Annotated in this window: 19 protein-coding genes and 1 pseudogene; 19 read left to right on the plus strand and 1 reads right to left on the minus strand. The window is 49.2% G+C overall.

Annotation, left to right across the window (positions count from 1 at the left end; all coding sequences use genetic code 11):
- Nucleotides 1-73: 73 nt before the first annotated feature.
- Entirely contained in the window at nucleotides 74-529 is a 456-nt protein-coding gene (locus M2298_RS17475; RefSeq protein ID WP_063231626.1) for a tellurite resistance TerB family protein, read from the minus strand.
- Between the two features lie 691 nt (nucleotides 530-1,220).
- Here M2298_RS17475 and M2298_RS17480 point away from each other — a divergent pair.
- The 19 genes and pseudogenes from M2298_RS17480 (at nucleotide 1,221) to M2298_RS17570 (ending at nucleotide 22,637) form a co-directional block, all read left to right on the plus strand.
- Nucleotides 1,221-2,765 (plus strand): malate:quinone oxidoreductase, encoded by a 1,545-nt coding sequence (locus M2298_RS17480; RefSeq protein ID WP_256436830.1) that lies wholly within the window; start codon nucleotides 1,221-1,223, stop codon nucleotides 2,763-2,765.
- A 268-nt stretch (nucleotides 2,766-3,033) separates the two neighbouring features.
- A complete protein-coding gene (locus M2298_RS17485) occupies nucleotides 3,034-3,804 on the plus strand; it encodes an SMI1/KNR4 family protein (protein ID WP_229049778.1) in 771 nt (256 codons plus the stop codon).
- 130 nt (nucleotides 3,805-3,934) lie between these two features.
- Nucleotides 3,935-4,936 (plus strand): ABC transporter substrate-binding protein, encoded by a 1,002-nt coding sequence (locus M2298_RS17490; RefSeq protein WP_280648790.1) that lies wholly within the window; start codon nucleotides 3,935-3,937, stop codon nucleotides 4,934-4,936.
- Between the two features lie 308 nt (nucleotides 4,937-5,244).
- Nucleotides 5,245-6,432: an ABC transporter substrate-binding protein gene (locus M2298_RS17495; RefSeq protein WP_173597218.1), complete on the plus strand. Its 1,188-nt coding sequence runs from the start codon at nucleotides 5,245-5,247 to the stop codon at nucleotides 6,430-6,432.
- A 61-nt stretch (nucleotides 6,433-6,493) separates the two neighbouring features.
- On the plus strand, nucleotides 6,494-7,516 hold the full coding sequence (locus M2298_RS17500; protein WP_173597219.1) for an ABC transporter substrate-binding protein: 1,023 nt from the start codon (nucleotides 6,494-6,496) through the stop codon (nucleotides 7,514-7,516).
- Complete coding sequence (locus M2298_RS17505; RefSeq protein WP_122962289.1) at nucleotides 7,513-8,328, plus strand: alpha/beta hydrolase; 816 nt, start codon at nucleotides 7,513-7,515, stop codon at nucleotides 8,326-8,328. Before M2298_RS17500 ends, M2298_RS17505 begins: the two co-directional genes overlap by 4 nt.
- Before the next feature lie 188 nt (nucleotides 8,329-8,516).
- A complete protein-coding gene (locus M2298_RS17510) occupies nucleotides 8,517-9,662 on the plus strand; it encodes a VanZ family protein (RefSeq protein ID WP_280648791.1) in 1,146 nt (381 codons plus the stop codon).
- Nucleotides 9,663-9,814: 152 nt separating this feature from the next.
- A complete protein-coding gene (locus M2298_RS17515) occupies nucleotides 9,815-10,174 on the plus strand; it encodes a YxeA family protein (RefSeq protein WP_173597222.1) in 360 nt (119 codons plus the stop codon).
- Between the two features lie 18 nt (nucleotides 10,175-10,192).
- Nucleotides 10,193-11,230 (plus strand): DUF418 domain-containing protein, encoded by a 1,038-nt coding sequence (locus M2298_RS17520; RefSeq protein WP_280648792.1) that lies wholly within the window; start codon nucleotides 10,193-10,195, stop codon nucleotides 11,228-11,230.
- 147 nt (nucleotides 11,231-11,377) lie between these two features.
- Nucleotides 11,378-12,088: a response regulator transcription factor gene (locus M2298_RS17525; protein WP_122962291.1), complete on the plus strand. Its 711-nt coding sequence runs from the start codon at nucleotides 11,378-11,380 to the stop codon at nucleotides 12,086-12,088.
- A gap of 3 nt (nucleotides 12,089-12,091) precedes the next feature.
- A complete protein-coding gene (locus tag M2298_RS17530) occupies nucleotides 12,092-13,498 on the plus strand; it encodes a sensor histidine kinase (RefSeq protein WP_280648793.1) in 1,407 nt (468 codons plus the stop codon).
- A gap of 323 nt (nucleotides 13,499-13,821) precedes the next feature.
- On the plus strand, nucleotides 13,822-15,210 hold the full coding sequence (locus M2298_RS17535; protein WP_122962293.1) for an amino acid permease: 1,389 nt from the start codon (nucleotides 13,822-13,824) through the stop codon (nucleotides 15,208-15,210).
- 190 nt (nucleotides 15,211-15,400) lie between these two features.
- Complete coding sequence (locus M2298_RS17540) at nucleotides 15,401-16,450, plus strand: LLM class flavin-dependent oxidoreductase (RefSeq protein ID WP_122962294.1); 1,050 nt, start codon at nucleotides 15,401-15,403, stop codon at nucleotides 16,448-16,450.
- A gap of 167 nt (nucleotides 16,451-16,617) precedes the next feature.
- Nucleotides 16,618-17,145: a hypothetical protein gene (locus M2298_RS17545; protein WP_122962295.1), complete on the plus strand. Its 528-nt coding sequence runs from the start codon at nucleotides 16,618-16,620 to the stop codon at nucleotides 17,143-17,145.
- Between the two features lie 4 nt (nucleotides 17,146-17,149).
- Nucleotides 17,150-18,073 carry a helix-turn-helix transcriptional regulator gene (locus M2298_RS17550; RefSeq protein WP_173597227.1) on the plus strand — a complete coding sequence of 308 codons (924 nt, stop codon included), beginning with the start codon at nucleotides 17,150-17,152 and terminating at the stop codon, nucleotides 18,071-18,073.
- 125 nt (nucleotides 18,074-18,198) lie between these two features.
- Nucleotides 18,199-18,870 (plus strand): annotated as a pseudogene (locus tag M2298_RS17555) (alpha/beta fold hydrolase); the annotation flags it as partial.
- A gap of 45 nt (nucleotides 18,871-18,915) precedes the next feature.
- On the plus strand, nucleotides 18,916-19,761 hold the full coding sequence (locus M2298_RS17560; RefSeq protein WP_280648828.1) for a DUF2785 domain-containing protein: 846 nt from the start codon (nucleotides 18,916-18,918) through the stop codon (nucleotides 19,759-19,761).
- Nucleotides 19,762-19,952: 191 nt separating this feature from the next.
- Nucleotides 19,953-21,647 carry a DUF262 domain-containing protein gene (locus tag M2298_RS17565; protein ID WP_173598937.1) on the plus strand — a complete coding sequence of 565 codons (1,695 nt, stop codon included), beginning with the start codon at nucleotides 19,953-19,955 and terminating at the stop codon, nucleotides 21,645-21,647.
- Nucleotides 21,648-21,857: 210 nt separating this feature from the next.
- A complete protein-coding gene (locus tag M2298_RS17570; protein ID WP_173597228.1) occupies nucleotides 21,858-22,637 on the plus strand; it encodes a DeoR/GlpR family DNA-binding transcription regulator in 780 nt (259 codons plus the stop codon).

The following is a 22,637-nucleotide window of genomic DNA, read 5'->3' on the forward strand; positions in this document are numbered from 1 at the left end:
CCCTCTTCATCCCAATTCGCCATACGATAAAAAAACAAGACTGCCTCTGGTATAAGGCAATCCCGCTTGTTGGTTACAGCTGGAAATCGCCTGGATTCAAATTAACGGTCTGGCAAATTTCCCGAACTACCATTTTTTCTTTCTCATCAAAATCGCCGTCTGCTGCACCAATGGCACAACACACACTGATGAGAACACGTGCTGCTTCCGAATTATTTTTGATTTTTCCGATTGCTTTGAGCGCTTCCATCTTCCCTACGCCATGATCAAATTCAAATCCGCTGACAAAATGGTTGAACCGGGCGATAACATCGTTCATATTAAAAACTTTCAATTCTTCGCTTCGGTTGATATAAGCGGCCATCTTTTGTTTTTCTGTGGAGTCTATTTGTCCATCGGCTGCGGCAACCAATGCGCATCCCGCGACGACTGCATCCATAAAGTCACGATTCTGAAACTTTTTAACCTGGTCCCGCAAGGTCGATTGCGTGCTTTTAAGCCAGTTCGAAAATGTGCCAGAAATTGACATTTTATTACCTCCATCAACAAACTTCTGAAACTATGACGCCTATGCTACAATCTTACAACATTTGATATAATTTGGCAAAATCATAACGGATTTGTAAGAATTCCAGTATTCTCTTAAATTATTTATTGTTGGTGAAAGTCTGTTTTTGCATGATTTTCGCTTGATACCGTTCGACAAAAACAGATAAATTTCCACAAACAACCAGCCTATATGTAAAAATTGATCCTTTTATACAATTGTGTGATCAAGTTCCGACTGACATAGGCTACTTGTTGCAGGCCATCGAATGTAACAATGTATGTTTGACCAGACGGGTAGATGGCATGAATATCGTGGGGGGCGAAGCAATTGTACACATCCCCGAACGCTTTTTTGCGATGCGATCATATAATATCCCGCTATAAGGCAAAATAACGGAAGAACCCTGCCGATAACCCCGCAAAACTCATCGAGCAGTGGCTTTGGTTTTTGTGCCTTTATAAGGTTTTATGACCGTTTTTCAGTATGTCTCTATTAAAAGTGCATCATTACTAAAATTTAAGGCACCTTTAATAGCATATAACTATCAATATATAGCAAATATTTTATTCTAAAGATAAAAGTGTTACACTATATACAGGTTGTAATTATTCCAGAAAAGGTGTGTACTAGGTAGCACCCTGACTTGCAACGGGGCCAGATCAGGAGCCGCCTGCATCTTTTCTCCAAATACCAGCGAGTTAGGACGGTAAAAATGAGTAGCAGACAAATGCAAACAGACGTTATCTTAATTGGTGCCGGCATCATGAGTGCGACCCTAGGGTCACTGCTGAAGGAATTAGTACCAGACTGGAAAATTACAGTGTTTGAAAAGCTCTCAAAAGCAGGAGAGGAAAGCTCCAACGAGTGGAACAATGCAGGAACTGGGCATGCTGCACTCTGTGAGCTGAACTACACCAGCGAAAAGAAAGACGGATCGGTCGACATCAGCAAAGCAATCAAGATCAATGAGCAGTTCCAAGTTTCCATGCAGTTCTGGTCTTATCTGGTGAACAACAAGCTGATCAGCAATCCGCAAGATTTCATTATGCCATTGCCCCATATGAGTTTGGTGCAAGGGGAGAGAAATGTATCGTTTTTGAAGAAACGTTTCGAAGCGATGGCAAACAATCCTTTGTTCCAAGGCATGGAGTTCTCCGATTCTCCAGAAAAACTGAAGGAATGGATTCCGCTTGTGATGGAAGGCCGCAACTCCGACGAGCCAATTGCTGCCACAAAGATCGACTCTGGAACGGATGTCAACTTTGGGGCCTTGACGCGTATGCTGTTTGATCACTTGAAGAGCAAAGACGTTGAAGTGAACTACGAGCACAGCGTTGATGACCTCAAGCGGGCCAGCGACGGTTCTTGGGAGCTGAAAGTGAAAAACCTGCATAACGGCAGTGTTCAACGCCATAAAGCGAAGTTCGTCTTTATCGGCGGTGGGGGTGGAAGCCTGCACTTGCTGCAAAAATCCGGTATCCCGGAAGGAAGACGCATTGGCGGCTTCCCGGTAAGTGGTATTTTTATGGTCTGTAAAAACCCGGATATTGTGGCGCAACATCATGCAAAAGTATACGGTAAAGCCAAGGTCGGCGCTCCGCCGATGTCCGTACCTCATTTGGACACACGTTATATCGACAATAAAAAATCGTTGCTGTTCGGGCCATTTGCTGGCTTCTCGCCTAAGTTCCTGAAAACCGGCTCCATGTTCGATTTGATCACTTCTGTCAAACCGAACAACGTGATGACGATGCTGGCAGCAGGCGCGAAAGAGATGTCATTGACCAAATACCTGATTCAGCAAGTCATGCTTTCGAAAGAACAACGCATGGAAGAGCTGCGCGAGTTTATTCCGAATGCGAAAAGCGAAGACTGGGATATGGTTGTTGCCGGTCAGCGCGTACAGGTAATCAAAGATACCGAAGCTGGCGGCAAAGGAACGCTCCAGTTCGGTACGGAAGTCATCACGGCTGGCGATGGTTCGATCGCAGCTTTGTTGGGGGCATCTCCGGGTGCTTCTACCGCAGTATCTGTCATGCTGGAAGTCCTCAAAAAATGCTTCCCGCAACATGTAACCGAGTGGGAAGCGAAGTTTAAAGAAATGATTCCTTCTTATGGCATGTCTTTGATGGACAATCCAGAGCTGTTGCATGACATTCATGTAAACACAGCAAAGACGCTGGGGCTTGACAACAAACTGGTTGCTGTCCAGTAGACGGCAGACGGTTCTTTAATCCAATCATAAGCAAGCGGCCTTTCTCCTGCACATTGCGTTGCGGGAAGAGAGGCCGTTTTATTTTGGCTGTTTGCTTGGTCAGCCGCTCGTCTGTTCGTGGATGACAGGCTGGCATGGGATTGCTACGGATAGGCCGCAAGTAGCATTTTCAAAGACTTCCCTGATTTCAAAGGAATATGTTGGAGAATGGTGGAAAAAGAAAGAGAGTCATTTCGGGAGACAATTTTCAGACAAAGTGGTGAACCGCGTGGAACCTGTATATTCGCAAATCGATGCTATCCTTTCTCAGATGCGGTCAGTCGTGCAAGCAATGTGCGAACAAGACCCTGACTTTTACGCGAAACATCCGATGCAACTGCTTGCCGAAGCAGACGAGCAAGCAATCAAAAGCGTGACGGAAACATGGACGCTGCCTGAGGAGTACGTGTACTTTTTGCAGCACTATGTTCCACAGTCTGTGTCCTGGAGCACGGATGATTATATCAACCTGGATATATACGGGGCAAAGGATTTGCCGGATGGCCAGCTCGGGTACAACTACAATCCGGTGACAGATGAAGTGATAGAGGACTGGCCGAAAAGCTTTTTGGTGATTGCTAACGACGAGGGCGATCCATACTGCATCGATCTGTCCAGAGGCGACACCGTGATTTATACCGCAGAACACGGCAGGGGAGTCTGGGATTTTGCTGTCGCGTACGACAATCTGGCGGAGTTGCTGCGCAGCGCTCTGCGACCGCGGAGCATCACGGAAACAGACGTAGAAGAGATGGAAGACTTTATATACAACAAAGTCATGATCACAGGTGCGGGTGCTGACAAGCTCAAGACGCTGCTGTTCATCAAAAAATGGTTCAAATGCGATTACGGGCAAGCAAAAGCTCATCTGGAAGCTGCTCCTCTGCTCGTGTTCAAAGGACTGGAGTCAGTCGCTGCCAAAGTCGCAAACGAGCTGGCCAGCATAGGTGCGGAGTACGAGGTAAGCGAAATCAGTTTTACGGAATTTGTGCAAAGATAGGCTGGTGGGAGCATAGGGCTTTCTTTTTATTTACCCGCATGAGCACTTGATGTATACTCTTTTAGTGATAATGATTATCATTTTCTTTATTGATCGTTATTCATTAATAGAGAGGGGCTTTGATTCAGCTATGTTTAAAAAGGAACGCCTGCTTTCTCTGCTCGGTCTGCTGCTCGTGATGGCGTTTTTGTCAGCTTGCGGCGCAACGACTGCACCTGCCACACCTGATGCTGGAAAAGCGAATGCGGGTACCGAGACAAGCAAAGACGCTGCTCCCGATACAAAACCGGCTACAAAAGTCGTAAAAGACGTGCAGGGACGCGAAGTGGAGTTCCCGGTTCAAGCGCAGAGGGTTGTTTATGTCGGCAGCAATCCGGGTGATTTGCTGGCGATCGGCGTGAAGCCGATTGGCGCCACCTTGAGCGTCATCGCGAGTCAGATTGCCTACCCTGAACAAATAAAAGGAATCGAAGACGTCGGTTATCCATACTCGCAGGAAAAAGTATTGGCGTTAAATCCGGACCTGATCATTTTCGACGACTGGGATGAAAAAGGGCTGGCGGCTCTGGAGAAGATTGCACCGACTGTCGTCACGGGGCTGGACGATGCCACACCGACCAAAGAGCGCGTGATGTTTACGGCAGATGTGCTCGAACGGACGGAGGCGGCAGAAGCTTGGTTCAAAGCGTACGAGGAAAAAGCAAAAGCGACCAAGGAGAAGCTGCAACTGAAAGGCGATGAGACTGCCGTATCGCTGCTGCTTTTGGGCAAAGAGATGTATGTGATGGGGAATCAAGGGCTGAATACGACGGTATACGGCCAGCTCGGTTTCAAGCCGTCACCAGGAACGCAAAAACTTGTAGACAAAAACGAGCGCTTCGTGGATGTCTCGAACGAAGTTCTCCCTGACTATATGGGCACCGATATTTTTCTGCTGACGGATGGTGGCAACGAGACGGTTGCCCTCCAGCAACAGTTGATGGACAGCTCCGTCTGGAAGACGATTCCGGCTGTGCAGCAAGGTCGCGTGTATATTTTGGATAGCAAATTCAACTACGATGACCCGCTGACCTTGGACTTGCTGTTGGACGAAATCGTTTCAGTCATGTCGGCGAAAGCAAACAAAAAATAACGGTCAACCGACCGGGTTATCAGAAGCTGCTCGCCACTTTTGCGGGCAGCTTTTCATTTTTCACCCGCCGCATAATCAAAGCGCAACAGGCAGCGGATCATCCGCGATGGAAATGATAAGACAAAAAGGAGTTCCATTGCAGATGCAGCTCGGGGTGGCCGGGAGTGGTATTTCGCGGGGAGGGTCGCGTGGTCGCTACCCGCGATTGTCTTCGATAAGGCGATGGACTATAGTAATAATATGAAAATGATTATCAATATCATGAATAAAACCGATTTTCTATGAAAAAGCGCAGGAGGTGGCTGAGCATGTTCAGGAATGAACGGAATCAAGGCAAGGAAAGCGGCATGGCTGCTCGTTTGTCGCTTGCGGAAGTCCGGGAGTATATCGCCAGCCGTTTTGCCGAACCTATATCGATTCATGAGCTGGCCCAGTTGACCGGACTTAGCCCCAATTACTTTGGAGATGCGTTCAAAAAAGCGTACGGACAGAGCGTGATGGATTATGTGACGGAGCTGCGCATCGGGCGTGCCAAGCAGCTTCTGCGCGATTCCGATTTGTACATGCACGAAGTGGCGCGAAAAGTCGGCTACACGGACGAGTTTTACTTCAGCAGAAAATTCAAGAAAGCAGTCGGCGTATCGCCTTCCGCATACAGCAAGGAGACGCGAAGGCGGGTAGCGGTCACGTCCACGGCCGGGACGGGAAATCTGCTCGCGCTGGGAATTGTTCCGGTTGCGGCTCCGCTTGATCCGAAATGGAGTCCTTTTTACCACTATTACTATCAAGACCGGATTCCAATTCATTTAAGCTCACCGGAGACGGAGTTGGACGAGGAAAGCCTCAGAAAGCTGAGCTTGGCCAAGCCGGATTTGCTCATTTTGCACCATGAATACGACCAGGCGATTCGCAGTCAGCTTGAAACAGCCGGGATTAAGTGCGTCGAAATCAAAGCAACCAAATGGCGGGAGCAGCTTAGGGAAATGGCAGCGATGGTGGACAGACAATCAGATTGTGAGCAATGGCTGCAAGCCTACGAGGAAAGCGCAGGGCAAGCCAGGCAAAGCGTGCGCGAAGCAGTTGGAAATGACGTTTTCGTCACCTTGCGTATCTCCGGGGAGGACATCTATCTTTACAGCAACAGGGGGATTCGCGACATGCTGTACCAGGATTTGGCCCTGGCAACGATCCCGGAGCAGAAAAAGCTGTGCAACGAAGTGATTTCGCTTGAACAACTGTCTCACATTAATCCTGACAGACTGCTGGTATTGATCTGCCCGGACGCGCGGACGCGAAAATTTTGGCTTTCCTTGCAGTATCACATGCAATGGAGAAGTCTTGAGGCGGTCAAAAACAGCAAGCTGTACGTCATTCCGTCCAACCCGTGGTTTGAGTATTCCGCCCTGGCGATTATTCGGATGATGGAAGAAGCGACGCTGATGCTAACAGGGAAAAATCCAGCCTCTTCTCTTGTTCCTGTCCATGGAGTCACCTGATGTTTTCTTCTATAATCCTTTCTTGTGAGAATGGTTATCATTCGAAAAGGGGGACTTATTTATGATAAAGAGATGGAGCAAGCGACCAAGTCGCGCCCACAAAACAATGGCTCTGCTGTCAACCGTGCTGCTCGTATCCGGGCTGCTTGCCGCATGCGGTACAGAAACAGCCAAGCCACAGGACAGCAAGCAACAGACGGCAGCCGAGAGCACTCCGACCGATTCGGCAAAAGGTACTGCCCAGACAGAGGTTGCCTACCCGTTGACGGTAAAAGACGAGCTTGGTCATGAACTGACGATTCCAGCCAAGCCTGGCAAAGTATTTGCACCTGTCATGGAGGATTCTCTGCTGTCACTCGGGATCAAGCCCGCGATGCAATGGTCGAACGGGGTAAGCCCGCAAGAATACTTGCAAGACCAGCTTGGCAGCGTGCCGCAGATCAGCTTCGCTGGCGGAACCCCTTCTTTTGAAGTCATTTTGGAATCGCAGCCGGATCTCATTATTTTGCACAATTCGTATTCGGCGGAAAACGGCGCGTATGAGAAATACGCCAAAATCGCTCCCACCTACGTTTTCAAAAGCGCCTCTACTGATTTGAACAGCTCGGTTCGCACGTTGGGAAAACTGCTGGGGGTTGAAGACAAGGCGGAGCAAGCTTTGAAAAACTACGCGGACAAAGCAGCCGATGCAAAGGCAAAGCTTGCGGCAAAAGCAGAGGGTAAAAAAGCCGCGATCATCCGCTTTAACGCAAAAGGAATGTTTTTCATGAACAGCGATTACTTCAGCGGCTATGTGCTTGCCCACGATTTGGGCTTTGAACCGAGCAAGCTGGTCAAAGACGGCGCGTTTGAAGTATCGATGGAAATATTGCCTCAACTGGATGCCGACTACATTTTTCTCGTGAACGACGGCAACCAGGGGGATGCATTTTTAAAAGAATTGAAGGACAGTGCCGTATGGAAAAACGTCCCGGCAGTGAAAAGCGGCCACGTATTTGAGACATCCAATGACTACTGGCTGAGCGGCGGTTTTATCGCCCAAAGCAAAGTGATTGACGATGTGGTGAGGTTCATGCAGCCATGAACAAGATGATCGAAACACCTCATATTCCGGAGCGTTGCTACGAATACAAGCTGACATCGAAAAGACAGCTGGAATACCGGATTTTGCTCGGGAATCCAGCAGATGAGGCACCTCCCGGCGGGTATGCTGTCATCTACGCCCTGGACGGAGATGCGCTATTCCAGACGCTTGCCGAAGCAGTCAAGCTCCAGACTCGCAAGCCTAAAGGCTTCGACCCCATTTTGGTTGTCGGCATCGGGTATCCTTCACGCGAGCCGTTTGATGTGGAGCGGCGATGCCGTGATTTTACGATGCATGTCGACGAAGCGTCGCTTCCCGAGCGGCCTGATGGCAGACCGTGGCCACCGCATGGCGAAGCGGATCAGTTTCTCGATTTTCTCGAATTTGAGCTGATGCCGGCGATTGCCAAGGAATGGCCGATTGATCCGAACCGACAATTGCTGGTCGGCCATTCGTTGGGTGGATTGTTTGCCTTGCATGCTCTGTTCACCAGGCCGCAATTGTTTACGCATTACGTGGCGGGCAGTCCGTCTGTCTGGTGGGCCAACAATGAGGTGCTCAAGGAAATGCAGCAGTTCAAAGCGGGCTGGCAAGGCGAGTATCAGCGTCAACTGTTGTTGACCATTGGCGCTGACGAGCTGGAGGATATGCTGGAAGGCGCAGAAGAAGTCGCCGCGGGTATGGCGACGCTTGCCGAGCAAGGTCTTCATCTGGAGTGGATAAAGTTCACAGGGGAAGACCATGTGACGGTCTTGCCTGCCATGCTTAGCCGTCTGCCGCGTTTTGTGTGGTCCGGCAAAGAACCGAAGTAAAGACAAGAAAGAAAGCGGATTGGCTGTCAAAAAGATGACAGCTGATCCTTTTTTGCGTTGCACGCTGACGAGCATCTATGATAATTTTTGTAAGGTCAACCGAGACAGACTAACCGTACAGCTGGGCGGGCGTCAATCCAGTGGCGCAAATGGCGTCCAGCGTCCAAGACTATTAAACGAGGTGCAGCATGTCGGCATATTTCATACCGATTCAAACGGCATTTATCGCATTCATCCTGCTGGGATTCGTGCTGGTCATTCCCTGGCTGATCTACAGCTATCGGAAGTACGGCTTTTTGAGCCTGTGGGCTTCCATCGTGGCCTATTCTTTTATGTACTATATGTTGTCTGCTTTGTTTCTGGTGCTGTTGCCTTTGCCGGAGTCCCGCAACACATGCGCCTACCAATCAGCGGATACCGTGTATTACTCGCTGATCCCTTTTTCCTTCGTCACAGATACGTTGAAGGATGGGGCGATCGTCTTGTCCAATCCCGCGACGTACATGCAAATTTTCAAGCAGAGCGCTTTCTGGCAGGCAGCCTTCAATTTCTTGCTGCTGCTGCCGTTCGGGGTCTACTTGCGCTATTTTTGGCAAGACAAGCGGTATTGGAAAAAGGCATTTGGCTTCGGCTTTGCCCTCTCCCTGTTCTATGAAATCACGCAGGTAACCGGGATTTACGGCATCTACAATTGTCCGTACCGCATTTTTGACGTAGATGATCTGATGCTGAACAGCACAGGAGCGCTTGCTGGCTACTGGATTGGCCCGATCATTCTCGCCTTGTTCCCGTCCAAAAAGACGCTGCTTGCGAAAAAGGCAAAAATCGAGTCTAGCCGACTGGTGCCGCCGCTGTCGCAATTGCTGGCAGTGTGGGTCGACTATTTCTTGATTCAGGCAGTCTGGCTGGTCACGATCGGATTGTTCTCGTCCAATGACGTGATGGAGATGGTGTACACCACGGTCGGTTTCCTCGTTGTGTACTTCGTCCTTCCGCTGCTGTGGGGCGGCCAGACAGTCGGAACGAGATTGCTGCGTTTCAGGCTGGCAGGCCCGCAAGGAGAGGTTCCTTCGTGGAAGGCGCTGTTAAAAAGGACGTTTGCCTTGTACTTGCCTTGGGGAATCTCGGCTTTCATTGGAATCTTGAGTCGGGTGGAGATCGAGATGGATTCGGCACTGTACCCGATCCACGTCTGGATGACCGTTGTCCTCTTCGCGTGCATGGCGATCATGGTCGCCGTTCTCTGCCTGCACGTTTTGCTTGTGCTTCTGAAAAAGGGAGAGCGTACCTTCTACTTTGATGCCGCCGCCGATATCGTTCCGAGCAAAAAGTGAATACGTTGTAACCGCAACAGCAAATCTCTGAGCGAGGTTTGCTGTTATTTTTTTAAGGATTAGTTAAGGTTCGGATTAAAACGCTGTAAGGTACGGACAGCTATAATCGTCTCAGAAGCAATCAAAAGGACACGAGGTTGGGAGAGGAAGTCATGAAAAAGAGCATGATTACGTGGATCGTCATTGCCGTCATCCTGATTGCTGCCGTGCCGCTTATGCAAAAAGTGAATTTGAACAGGCTGGGAGCAGACGTCTACTATACGCAAATTCAAGGAGAGGGCAAGAAGCTGGTCGACAAAATCGGCGGCGGAGAGACGCTGGTCCGTTACGAATACGAGTTGCCCGCCTACGACCAGGACGGCAGTCAAAAGACATTTACTTTCACGGCAGATAAACAACTGCGGGAAAAAGCATACTTGAGTCTGTTTGTGAAAGAGGGCAAAGGCGTGACTTCTTATCAGGAAGTAGCCAAGGAAGAATTGCCAAAGAAAGCGGACGAAAAACTGCAATAAAGAAAGGAGCACAGTCTAATGAATCCCTCTGTCCCGCAAAAGGAACGGATTGTCGCTTTAGATATCATTCGCGGTCTTGCCTTGTTCGGTATTTTGTTTATTAACATCAAAGGCTATATTATTCTGACGGAAGGAATGAGCATTCCTGAATTTACAGGAGTGAACCAATGGATTGATACGCTTACCCTCATTCTCATTGAAAAGAAATTTTTCTCGATTTTCTCGTTTCTGTTCGGAGTAGGGTTTTACATTTTCGCTTCACGGGCCGAGATGCGGGGAGACAGGCCGCTGCGCCGTTTTTCCCGGCGCTTGCTGATGATGTTTTTGATCGGAATTGTGCATGTGTTTATTTTTTGGGGCACGATCTTGCCAGCTTACGCACTGATTGGATTTCTCCTGCTGCCGTTTTACCGGGCAAAGCTTGCCACGATCAACAAATGGCTCGCCGGAGTTGTCGCTGTGTACGTAGTGGCGCTGATTGCCAAGCTGATCGGAACAGAAGGTGTCCTGTCTACGGTGCTTGATGTGATCATCGGTGATTGGACTTTGATTTTCACTATGTTTTTGGCTGGGTTCTCTGTCGCAAAGGCTGATCTGATCAAACGCGTCGGTGAATGCAAAAAGCAGCTGCGTCTTCTGGCAGCAGGTTTGTTGCCTGTCGTCGCTGGTTTTGCGATCTGGACGTGGTTTGCTTCGGCAGGAGCAGCCGAGAGTTTGCGACTGATCGTTTCGCTTGGCACGATTCCAACGGTCTTGTTCTATGTCGCTGTGATGTTTTTGCTTCTGGAGCATGCGGCGATTCGCGCTTTCTTCGCGCCAGTTGCCCGGGTCGGACAGATGGCGTTGACCAATTACGTGGCGCAAAGCTTTATCGGCTTGCTGATCATTTCGATCATGGGGCTGGAGTATGTATCTCCGGTGAATGTCGTCATCATCGCCAGCCTGATCTTCGTCGTCCAAATCATTTACAGCAATCTGTGGTTCAAATTTTTCGCGATGGGGCCATTGGAGAAGATGTGGCGCTTTATGACGTACGGCAAGCAAAAGGCGAAATAAGCAAACATGGCGCGCGCAAAAAGGCTGGCAGCAAAAGTCTTTTTGCGCCTTTTCTCTATGGAAGAACGGCTTGGCTTGCTAAATGGAGGGCGGTCAGGCATACTCTCACATAAAAAGGGTTCGGTTTTTAAAGGAGGCGAAGCGGCAATGTCCGGGAAAAAGGTACTGATCATTGACGACGAAGAAGATATTTTGAAGCTGATTCAAACGGTTCTGAAAAAAGAAGGGATCGAGCACGTCTGGACTTCGACCACCGCCAAGGACGGCCTGGCTCAATTTCAGGAGAAAAAGCCCGACCTCGTGCTGTTGGACATCATGCTGCCAGACGGAGAAGGTTATGAAGTATGCAAACAGATCAGAGGCTTTTCCAAGGTGCCGATTTTGTTCATCTCCGCTAAAACCGAGGAAATTGATAAAATTTTGGGCTTTGCCATTGGCGGCGATGACTATATTACGAAGCCGTTCAGTCCCAAGGAGCTTGCCTACCGGGTCAAAGCGCAACTGAGAAGAGCCGATTATGCGGTCGTTGAGCCTGTAGTCGAGGAAGACCCTGTGCTCAAGGCTGGGCCGTTTGAGTTGGACCCGCAAAAAGCAGAGCTTTTGAAGAACGGCAGTCCGATTGACTTGAAGCCGAAGGAGCTTGGGCTGATGAAGGTTTTTTTGGCAAACGCCAACAAAGTCATCAGCAAGGAAAAGCTGTACGATACAGTCTGGGGCGAGGATTTTATCGGGATCGACAACACCGTCATGGTGCACATACGCCGACTGAGGGAAAAGATCGAGGACCAGCCTTCTTCTCCCGAATATTTGATTACCGTGAAGGGTTTGGGTTATAAACTGGTGATCGAGGAGCAGTGATGGATGAAGTGGAAGGTCACAGGACGGTATTTGCTGTCCGTTGTCTTGGTTGTGATTTTGGTTATTTTCATCAATTTTTTCGTTATGCTGGGATTATTTATTGCGCAAAAAGGCTTCGACGTCCCGATTTTTCAGGATCAGGCGGCTTCTCCCGAGCAATTTACGAGAGAGTTTGAGCAGCGGCTCGATCTAGCGGGAGACAGCATCGCGATAACCGCAGAAGGAAAAGACGAGCTGCAAAAGAAAAACGCCTGGCTACAGATTCTGGACGAAAACGGCAATGAAGTGTTGACTTACCGAGTGCCCGCCGGACTAAAGAAGCATTACACGCCCGCAGACATGATTCAAATGTACAAATACCAGGAAGTAGATGGGGATACGACCGTTTTCGTCGGGGAAAAGGCAAGTGCAGCAAAGCGCTACAGCTACTTGATCGGGATTGAAAACCGCGACTTGAACAGGTACGTCATTTTCTACGACAACCAGGTTATCTTGCGCGCATTCAATGTAGGGCTCATCATTTTTATGATCGACATCCTGATCGCTTTGTGGATCGGCTATTGGTTCAGCAAGCGGCTTACGCAGCCTATGCATTCGCTGATCGACGGGATCAAGCAGTTGGCGAACAATCAGTTTTACGTCCATTACAAACCGGAAGGCGTCTACCAGCACGTATTCGATAACTTGAATCAGCTGTCGCACCAGTTGCAGGCGAACGAAAAGGAGCGCAAAAAGCTCGATCAATTAAAAGAGGAATGGATCGCCAACATTTCCCACGACATGAAGACGCCGCTTGCTTCGATTCAAGGCTACTCGGAAATGATCAAGGACCCGGACTATCAGTTTACATGGGACGAGATCAGGGAGTACGCAGGAATTATCGAGAAAAAGTCAGTGTATATCAAAGAAGTCATCGAAGACCTCAATTTGACGACACGCTTGCGGAACAAAGAGCTGTCCGTTCAAAAGAAGACGGTCAACATCGTTACCCTTTTGCGCGGCATCGTGATCGACATCCTGAACGATCCCAAGTATGCGAAGCGCCACATTGAGTTTACGGTAACCGAAGAGTTCATCCCCGTGGAAGTCGACGAAATCTTGATGGTGAGAGCGATCAACAATCTGATTTACAATGCGATCGTCCACAATCATGACGAGGTAAAAATCGAGGTGCGCGTGGAAAAGCAAGAACGCGTGCATATCTCGATCAAGGACGACGGGAAAGGGATCAAGAAGGCGGAACTGGAACGGATTTTTGACCGCTACTACCGAGGAACGAACACAGGCGATGCCCACAAAGGATCGGGGCTTGGGATGGCGATCGCACGCGATATCATCGACGCACACCAAGGCGAGATTGTCATCAGCAGCGAAGAAGGACAGGGGACGTCGATTGAGATTGTGTTGTAAGACGTAGACTAAGGCGAGACACCTGCATAAGGTGTTTTCTTTTTGTGCAAAAGAATTTATTTTATCTATCATATATTTTTTAATTTTATATAATCCGAATATATTGATTTACCAGCTATTTTTCCAGGGAATATAATTGTTATTATCAAAAAAACGTATTACAATAAACAAGTGTTGCTGAAGTAAAGCATTAATAGGGAGAAGAATAATCTGACCAACTATTAGGAATGCTTTACAAGAGGTCACATGAAGTGGATGGTTTGCCCATGTTCCACAGTTTTCTGAGCATACGCTAGCCAAGGCAGAGAGGAAGAAGAACCGAAGTGGAAAACAAAGAATTGAAAAGGGGTCTGGAAGCTCGTCACATTCAGATGATCGCTTTGGGCGGCACGATTGGTGTAGGGCTATTCATGGGCTCTGCAAGCACGATCAAATGGACAGGTCCATCCGTAATGCTTGCTTATGCAATTGTAGGAATTTTTATATTTTTTATCATGCGCGCCATGGGAGAAATGCTGTATGTGGAGCCAAGCACTGGCTCATTCGCAACTTTCGGGCATAAGTACATTCATCCGTTAGCTGGTTATTTGACGGCCTGGAGCAACTGGTTTCAGTGGGTAGTCGTCGGGATGTCGGAGATTATCGCGGTCGGGGCGTATATGAAGTATTGGTTCCCTGATTTGCCAGCCTGGATTCCCGGGATTATTGCCATGGTGATTTTGGGCGCAGCGAACTTGTTCTCGGTTAAATCGTTTGGTGAGTTTGAGTTCTGGTTTGCCATGATCAAGATCGTTACGATTGTGTTGATGATTATTGCCGGACTTGGCCTGATTTTCTTCGGAATCGGCAACGGCGGTCATGCGATTGGCTTATCCAATCTGTGGGAAAACGGCGGTTTCTTTACCGGCGGCTGGACAGGCTTTTTCTTCGCTTTGTCATTAGTGATCGGGGCTTATCAAGGGGTTGAGTTGATCGGGATTACGGCTGGTGAGGCAAAAGATCCGAAGAAGACGTTGACCAGCGCGATCCAGAGCATCATTTGGCGGATTCTGATTTTCTACATCGGTGCGATTTTTGTAATTGTAACCGTTTACCCGTGGGATCAATTGCAGTCGATCGGCAGTCCGTTCGTAGCGACGTTTGCCAAGATCGGCATTACCGCAGCAGCGGGACTGATTAACTTCGTAGTCATCACCGCAGCGATGTCTGGCTGTAATAGCGGGATTTACAGTGCAGGCCGCATGCTGTATACACTTGGTGTCAATGGACAGGCGCCGAAAATTTTCACCAAGCTGTCCCATAACGGTGTGCCGCTTTTGGGAACGATCGGTGTTCTCGTCGGCTTGGGTGTCGGCGTCATCCTGAGCTATATCGCGCCGGAAAATCTGTTTGTGTACGTGTACAGCGCGAGCGTGCTTCCAGGGATGATTCCTTGGTTTGTGATTTTGATCAGTCAAATCAGATTCCGCAAACAAAAAGCGGCCGAACTGGGCAACCATCCGTTCAAGATGCCGCTCGCTCCACTGACGAACTACATTACCATCGCCTTTTTGCTGATGGTGTTGGTCGGAATGTGGATCAACGATGACACGCGCATCTCGCTGATTGCCGGGATCGTGTTCCTGGGGATCGTGACACTTAGCTTCTACGCTTTTGGCATTAACAAAGCCGTTCCGCTGGATGAGCAAGCACAAAGCGGCGAGCGAAAATAAGTATGCAGCAGAAAGGGACATCAGCGACGATGTCCCTTTTTTATTTAGACGCGACATGTACGACACGCATTCGAAAAGCGGAAAAGTGGAAGGCTGATGGAGGGAATGCAGTTGCAGACTTGAAATTTAAGATAGAGATTCTTAAAATAAAGATATTATTCGGAGCGAGAAGAATAGGGAGGGCTTTGTGGTGGAGATTGGCATTAGCACGTTTGTAGAGACGACTCCTGATGCACAGACAGGGGAGGTCATCAGCCATGCGCAACGATTGCGGGAAGTCGTCGAGGAAATTATTTTGGCCGATCAGGTAGGACTGGATGTATTCGGCGTGGGCGAGCATCATCGCGAAGATTTTGCGGCGTCTTCACCTGCGATGGTGCTTGCGGCTGCTGCGCCACAGACCAAACGGATACGGTTGACCAGCGCAGTTACCGTGTTGTCTTCTGCTGATCCGGTGCGGGTTTTTCAGGATTTTGCTACACTCGACGCGATTTCCAACGGTCGCGCAGAGATCATGGCGGGTCGAGGTTCTTTTATCGAGTCTTTTCCGTTGTTCGGTTATGACTTGAACGATTACGACGAGTTGTTCGAAGAAAAGCTGGAGCTGCTGCTGAAAATTCGCTCGTCGGAAAAGGTGACCTGGCGAGGCAAGCATCGTCCGGCCATTCAAAATCTCGGCATTTATCCGCGGCCAGTGCAGGACCCGTTGCCCGTCTGGATTGGCAGTGGCGGGAATACGCAGTCGGTAATCCGGGCAGGACTGTTGGGACTTCCGCTCGTTCTCGCGATTATCGGAGGGCGTCCGGTGCAGTTTGCGCCGTTAGTCGAGCTGTACAAGCGGGCAGCGATCCAGGCAGGCCACGACCCGCGAAAGCTGAGCGTGGCTTCCCATTCACACGGTTTTGTCGATTGGAACACGGAAGCGGCAGCGGACAAATTTTTCCCGCCAACCCAGCAAGTAATGAACGTACTCGGACGGGAGCGCGGCTGGGGGCATTACGACCGATCGAGCTTTGACGCGGCGAGAAGCTTTGAAGGCGCGCTGTATGTCGGCGACCCGGAGACGGTGGCAGCGAAAATCATTCACCTGCGCAAACAGGTCGGGGTTACCCGCTTCATGCTGCACGTACCTGTGGGCACGATGCCGCACGACCAGGTTATGCAGGCAATTCGGCTCCTGGGCAGCGAAGTCGCACCGCGCGTACGCGAAGAGGTTGCGAAGTGGGAAGCGACCCAGTAAGTACATTCGGGAAGAGCGCAAGGCAGTCGTTGCATCAGGCAACAGGCTGTCTTGTTCTTTTTTTTCGTCCAAATGTTTTTTCGAGCGAAAAAGGGAGAGACATAAATGGCAGATGAATCGTATAACTTGTAAGCAAATTCCAATCTGTCCATAAGGGTGAGTTTCCAGTGAAAAAAGCGCTCATCGTCTGCTTTGCGTTGGTCGTCGTGGCGGGCTTGCCAGGTTGCAGCCCGGAACAAGCCGCCAATCAGAGTCCAGTAACCATATCGGAAGGCAAAGGCACGTCCCAAGTGGAGGAAGCACAAAATTCTCCCGAGTATAATCAAATCTTCAACTATATGAAGGAAGAATCGAAAAAGGCTTTCTCCGCGCATTACGAATTGCTCGGTTTCGAGTTGTCTGATTATCAGGAGTCGAATGTGGCAGGAAAGGTGGAAGCTACTTTTGGCTACAAAGTGATGTACAAAAATTTTGACAAAGACCCGGACACCGTCGCCTACATCAAGGAGGCAAAAGAAAAGGGCGATCCCCACTACCAGCAGCTTCACGATGAATATTTGCAGCAAAAAGAAATGAATTTTCAGCTGAAAGCCGTCATCGAAAACGCCGATTCGGTCACGCTTTATACCAATGTGAATCCGAAAGGGATACAATGGGAGAAGGTTGTCATGTCTGATTTTATTTTGGAGAAGTAAGCGAGTGCGAGTGAACCGATTGTTATCCATGCTGCTCATTTTATCGCAAAAAGGGATGGTCACCGGAAAAGAGCTTGCCGACCATTTTGAAGTTTCCTTGCGAACGATTTATCGGGATATCGAAAAAATAGGGGAAGCAGGCATTCCCATTGCTTCGCTTGGAGGAAGGGGCGGAGGGTACTACTTGATGGAACATTATCAGGTAGACAATCTGTTTCTGAACAAAGAAGAAGCCAATCTGTTTCTGGCAGTAGTGAACGATCTTGATTTTCTGTTCGGCAAAAATGAGGCGTTTAACGATGTGCTGCTCAAGCTCGGGCATACATGGAAAAGGGACAGTGGCGCCGCAGACAAGTGGAGCGTGGACATGTCCCATTTCAGCATGGAAGAGGAGCTGAGAGAGTACCTGCTGCTCATGAACCGGGCGATCACAGAAAACAGGCTGCTTCACTTCGAATACATCAACAGAAACATGGATGCTGCGTGCCGAGTGGCAGAGCCTGTGCAGATCGCGTTTACGTCCGGGCACTGGTTTCTCGTTGCCTTTTGCCGGGTTCGCAATCAGTACAGAAGGTTCAAGCTCGTGCGGATGAGGAACCTGACCATCGGGGAAGTTTTTGCAAAAAGAGCGGCTTCCCGAGAAGAGATCGCAAAAACGATCGAAGCGAGCTATCAGGAACGCGGGGTTACGGTGACATTGCGGTTTTCCAGCCGGATTGGTGAACAGCTCACCGAGTATTTTTCCAAAGAGAGTATTACTAAAGGAACGGACAGTCAGTACATCGTAGTGAAGTCGTTCCCGTATGAGGAAGGGCTGCTGAAGTTCATTCTGGGCTTTGGCAAGGACTGCGAGATTGTCGAACCTCACTTCCTGCGGGAAGAATTAAAAGAATACGTTCGGGAACTGATGCTTTCCTACAATGGCTGACAGACTGGTGTCAGTCATTTTGTTTTATAGTGGGGGTGTGAAGACAATGGCTGGTGAAACGGATGTGATCAGGCATGACAAACTCGCTTTCCTGCACAGCAACATGGCTGCGGCATCAGGGGCGCATGTTTTACTGTCGCTACTCGTTGCGACAAGACGCTCCTGCGGTTATTTTCATAGCGGGTTTGGGAGATAGCTGCGAGACGTGGGATAAGGTGCAAGCCCGGATCGCGCAGATGGCATCGACCTTTTCCTGTGACAGGGCGGGCATCGGCAAAAGCGAGGCGGCCGCCAAAGTTCCCCGGACTTGTACTGACTTGGTGGAGGAGCTTTGCGAGCTGATAGCGCAGACCCCCGTAAAGCCGCCCTATATTTTGGTCGGCCACTCGTTTGGCGGATTGGTCGCCAGGCTGTTTGCCAGCCGCTTCCCGAAACTGGCAGCAGGCATGGTACTGGTCGATGCAGCCGCCGAGTATAAAGAGCTTGCTTATGAAAAAGTGCTGCCCGCCGCGTTGATTGCGGAAAATCGGGCGTATTTGGAAAATCCGCTGTTGAACCGGGAGCAGATTGATAAACCGCAAAGCTACAGGCAAGTCTCGGCGCATACAGGCGTGAGCCGTATGCCTTTAGCGATCTTGATGCGGGGTCGGCCAGATTACGCACAAAATGATTGGCCCCACGAGGAAATCTTGCAGATTGAACAACAGTTGCAAGCCGATTTTCAAAGACTGTCGACGGCGAGCCGGATCAAGGTAGCCAAGGACAGCGGACACGATATTCATCATGACGACCCTGATCTTGTGGCGGAAGAAATTACGATAATCGTGAATGAGGTGCGAAAAATGAGCGAAATCAAGCAGCAATTTGTCCGGGATATGGAGAGAATCGCAGCGAATCAATATCAGCTTGATGCAGGTGAAAAGCCGGGGGACTTCGTGGAGCTGATGCTGCAATACATCGGCGACCCCGATCCACAGTTGCGGGATGAATCGATCTATCCGACGTTTTACGCCTGGATTCATCGCGAAAACAAGTTCACAGAGGGCGAGCTGCGCCGTTTGCTGCTCGTGTTGACGGATGAGCAGCATTTGTTTTATCAAATTGGCAGCGCCGGGGATGACAGCGTGTTTACGCGAACTTTTTCTGTCCTGCCGATCGCTTTGATTTTGGGACAGCATCGGAAGCAGCCTTTTCTCGATCAGGACGTTTTTGAGCATGTCAAACGGGCGTTGCTGCGGTATTACAGGGAGGAGCAAGATTTGCGCGGCTATGTTCCCGAGGGCGGCTGGGCGCACAGCGCGGCTCACGGAGCGGATGCGCTGGACGAGCTGATTCAGTGCCCGGAGAGCGATGAGGCGTTGCAGTTGGAGGTGTTGGACGCCATTGCCGGGATGCTGCACAACGGCGCGCATATTTTTTGCGAGGAAGAGGACGAGCGGATGGCGACGATTGTCCATACGATGCTTGGAAAAGAGTTGCTGCCGATTGAGCAGATTGCCGATTGGATAAACAGTCTGGCTGAGTGTGGCAACTGGCCGCGGAGCCGCAGCCAACGCATCGCCCAGGTGAACAGCAAGCAATTTTTGCGTGCGCTCTTTTTCAGAAAAACAGGGCCGCAGGGCTGCGATCAGCGTGTCGCAAGCGCAATAGTGGGTGCAGAAGCGAAGCTGAACCGATTTGCGGAGTGAGGGGCTTGCATAAATATTCTCCTATCGAACGTTCAGTTCCTCAAAATGTATTGCGAGGAACTGGGCGTTTTGCTGAATTTTTCGAATGAATGGTTTCAAAGAATTGGAAAGTGGGGTATATTGCTAGGTGGGTAATAATGCTCAGCTTGTGAATGTGGGTGACCATAAAAGCACGCGAGGGAGGCGGCAGTTTGAAGACGACGCTATTTGCGCAAGAAACCCCTTTACATAAAGTGTTTTCCGATGATTATTTGTTTACCATTCCATCTGTACAGCGGCCTTATTCGTGGACAACGAATGAGGCTGGAGAACTATTGGATGATTTACTAGATTTCATGGAGCATTACAACGTAACGGAACAAAATGTTGGAGATGTAGAGGAACCATATTTCCTTGGCAGTATCGTGTTGGTAAAAAAAGATGGGCCTCAAGCCGAAGTTTTGGACGGACAGCAACGGCTTACCACTCTGACAATTCTGCTTGCGGTTTTAAGAGATTATTTGGGCGATGACTATGCCTCAGAGATTGATAGTATGATAGTTCAAAAAGGAAGCAAGATTAGGAACATAGCGGATACGTATCGGCTTTGTCTTCGCAATCGCGACAGTGATTTTTTCAAGGTAGGTATCCAAGAGCGTGGTGCCACACAAAATCTCAATGCAGGCACTCCGGTGAAAACAGACAGTCAAAAAGCAATTCGGGACAACGCGCTGTACTTCTTGGAACGTCTGAATGAATTAGAGCCACAAACTGTGAAGGCTCTGCCTGGGGTAATCGCTACGCTTTGTTATATTGTGGTAGTCTCCACTCCGAATTTTGATTCAGCTTTCCGAATCTTTACGGTGCTGAACGACCGCGGACTCGATCTTATGACGAGTGATATTTTCAAAGCACAAGTGATTGGGGACATTCCACAGCATGAACAGGATCACTACACCAATAAGTGGGAGGATGTCGAGGTCTCACTGGGAAGAGACCGTTTTAACAAGCTGTTTGATCACATGAGAATGATTATTCAAAAGCGAAAGGGTAGCGCTAATTACAAGGACGAGTATAGCGAAATCTTTTCTACAATAAGCGGAAGTCGGTTCATTGATGAATACTTAATTCCATATGGAGAGATTTATCTAAAATTAGTTAATTATAATTCTTACTTTGGGCAACAACCGCAGCTTATTAAAGTGTTGAGCTTGTTAAACCGAATTGATAACAGTGACTGGATTCCACCCGCAATGTTTTACTTGCGTAAGCACAATCAAAAGCTGGACATGTTTCTTAATCGCCTTGAAGTGCTGGCTGGCACGAGCATGATACTCCGGAAAAATTTCAATTGGCGCATGTCTCGCTACTCTCAAATTTTAAGGGAGATGGATAAAGGAGTAGATGTCTTTTCCAGTGAATCTGCTCTCGAGGTTTCGGATGAGGATAAACAAGAAGTGCTTCGTATGCTGAACGGGGATGTTTATACAGATCTGAAGGATACGGCAAGGCGATACCTTCTTTTGCGCTTGGATTCACTTTTGACACCGGGGCAGCCTTACTACGATTACTCCGTCATCACGGTTGAGCATGTCTTGCCTCAAACGCCCAAACCAGACAGCGCTTGGATGAAGCATTTTGATAATCCGTCCGAGTATGTCCATAAGCTGGCAAACTTAGTTTTGCTTACGCGTGTGAAAAATGCCCAAGCTAAGAACTACGATTTTCAAAAGAAAAAAGCATCTTATTTCCAAACTAGTAATGGTATCAGCTCGTTCGCGCTAACCACTCAAGTCATTCAGGAAAAAGAGTGGACGCCAGCTGTTCTGGAGCATAGGCAAAAAAATTTGATTGGTTTACTAGAAACGGCTTGGAACTTGCGCACGACAACTTCTCTGAACGCCTAACCGTAAACCAAAAACACAAGGACACTTTCGATTCCATGCGGAGGTGTCCTTTTGGCATGTTTGCCTCTGCGCAAAATGATTATGTGAAATTTTCTGAATACGGTTTGACATTCTTTTTTCTCGGGTGATATGATCTAAATGAAATAAAACGAAAGTATACAAAATAAAACGAAAGACAAAATAATCGCTGTAGTAAGGAAGTGAAGCATCATGCTGGCAGCTGAACGGCACAGCAAAATACTCGAGCAATTGAGAGCGGAGCAAAGCGTGACAGTCAGCGAACTCAGTCAGGCTCTCGATGTATCGGAAGTGACGATTCGCAAAGATTTGATCAAGCTGGAAAACGACGGGCTGTTGACGCGCATACACGGAGGGGCGACGATCACTGACTTTCTCCCTGTGGAACGCAGTTTTACCGAAAAGCTCGCGGAGCGCAGCGAAGAGAAGCTGGCGATTGCCCACCAGGCGCTATCCCACATCCAGCCTGGCGACACGATCATGATCGGCGCCGGAACGACGACGATGGAGCTGGCCAAGCTGCTGCGCGGGATGAACGATCTGACGGTAGTCACCAACGCGGTCAATATCGCGATGGAGCTGAACAGCCAGGGAAAACATCACGTCATTTTGATCGGCGGGGAGATGCGGCACAAGTCGTTTGCGCTCGTTGGCTCTGTTGCCGCAGAAAACTTGCGCAATCTGTCTGTCTTCAAATGCTTCATCGGAGCCGATGGCATCCATCCGGAGCATGGACTGACCACATTGAACCTGGCCGAAGCGCAGATCAACCAAGTAATGATGGAGCGGGCGAGAAAAGTGTACGTGCTGGTCGACTACAGCAAGTTTGGCGAAACGCATTTAGCCAAATTTGCCGGAGTGTCTGACGTGGACCGGATCATTACGGATGCAGCCGCACGCCCTTTTGTGGAAAGGTACGTAGAGCTTGGCATCAACCTGGAGCTGGCCAGTCCGCAAGGGGTATCGAGATGA

Source organism: Brevibacillus sp. 1238 (genome assembly GCF_029892995.1).
GTDB classification, from domain to species: domain Bacteria; phylum Bacillota; class Bacilli; order Brevibacillales; family Brevibacillaceae; genus Brevibacillus; species Brevibacillus parabrevis.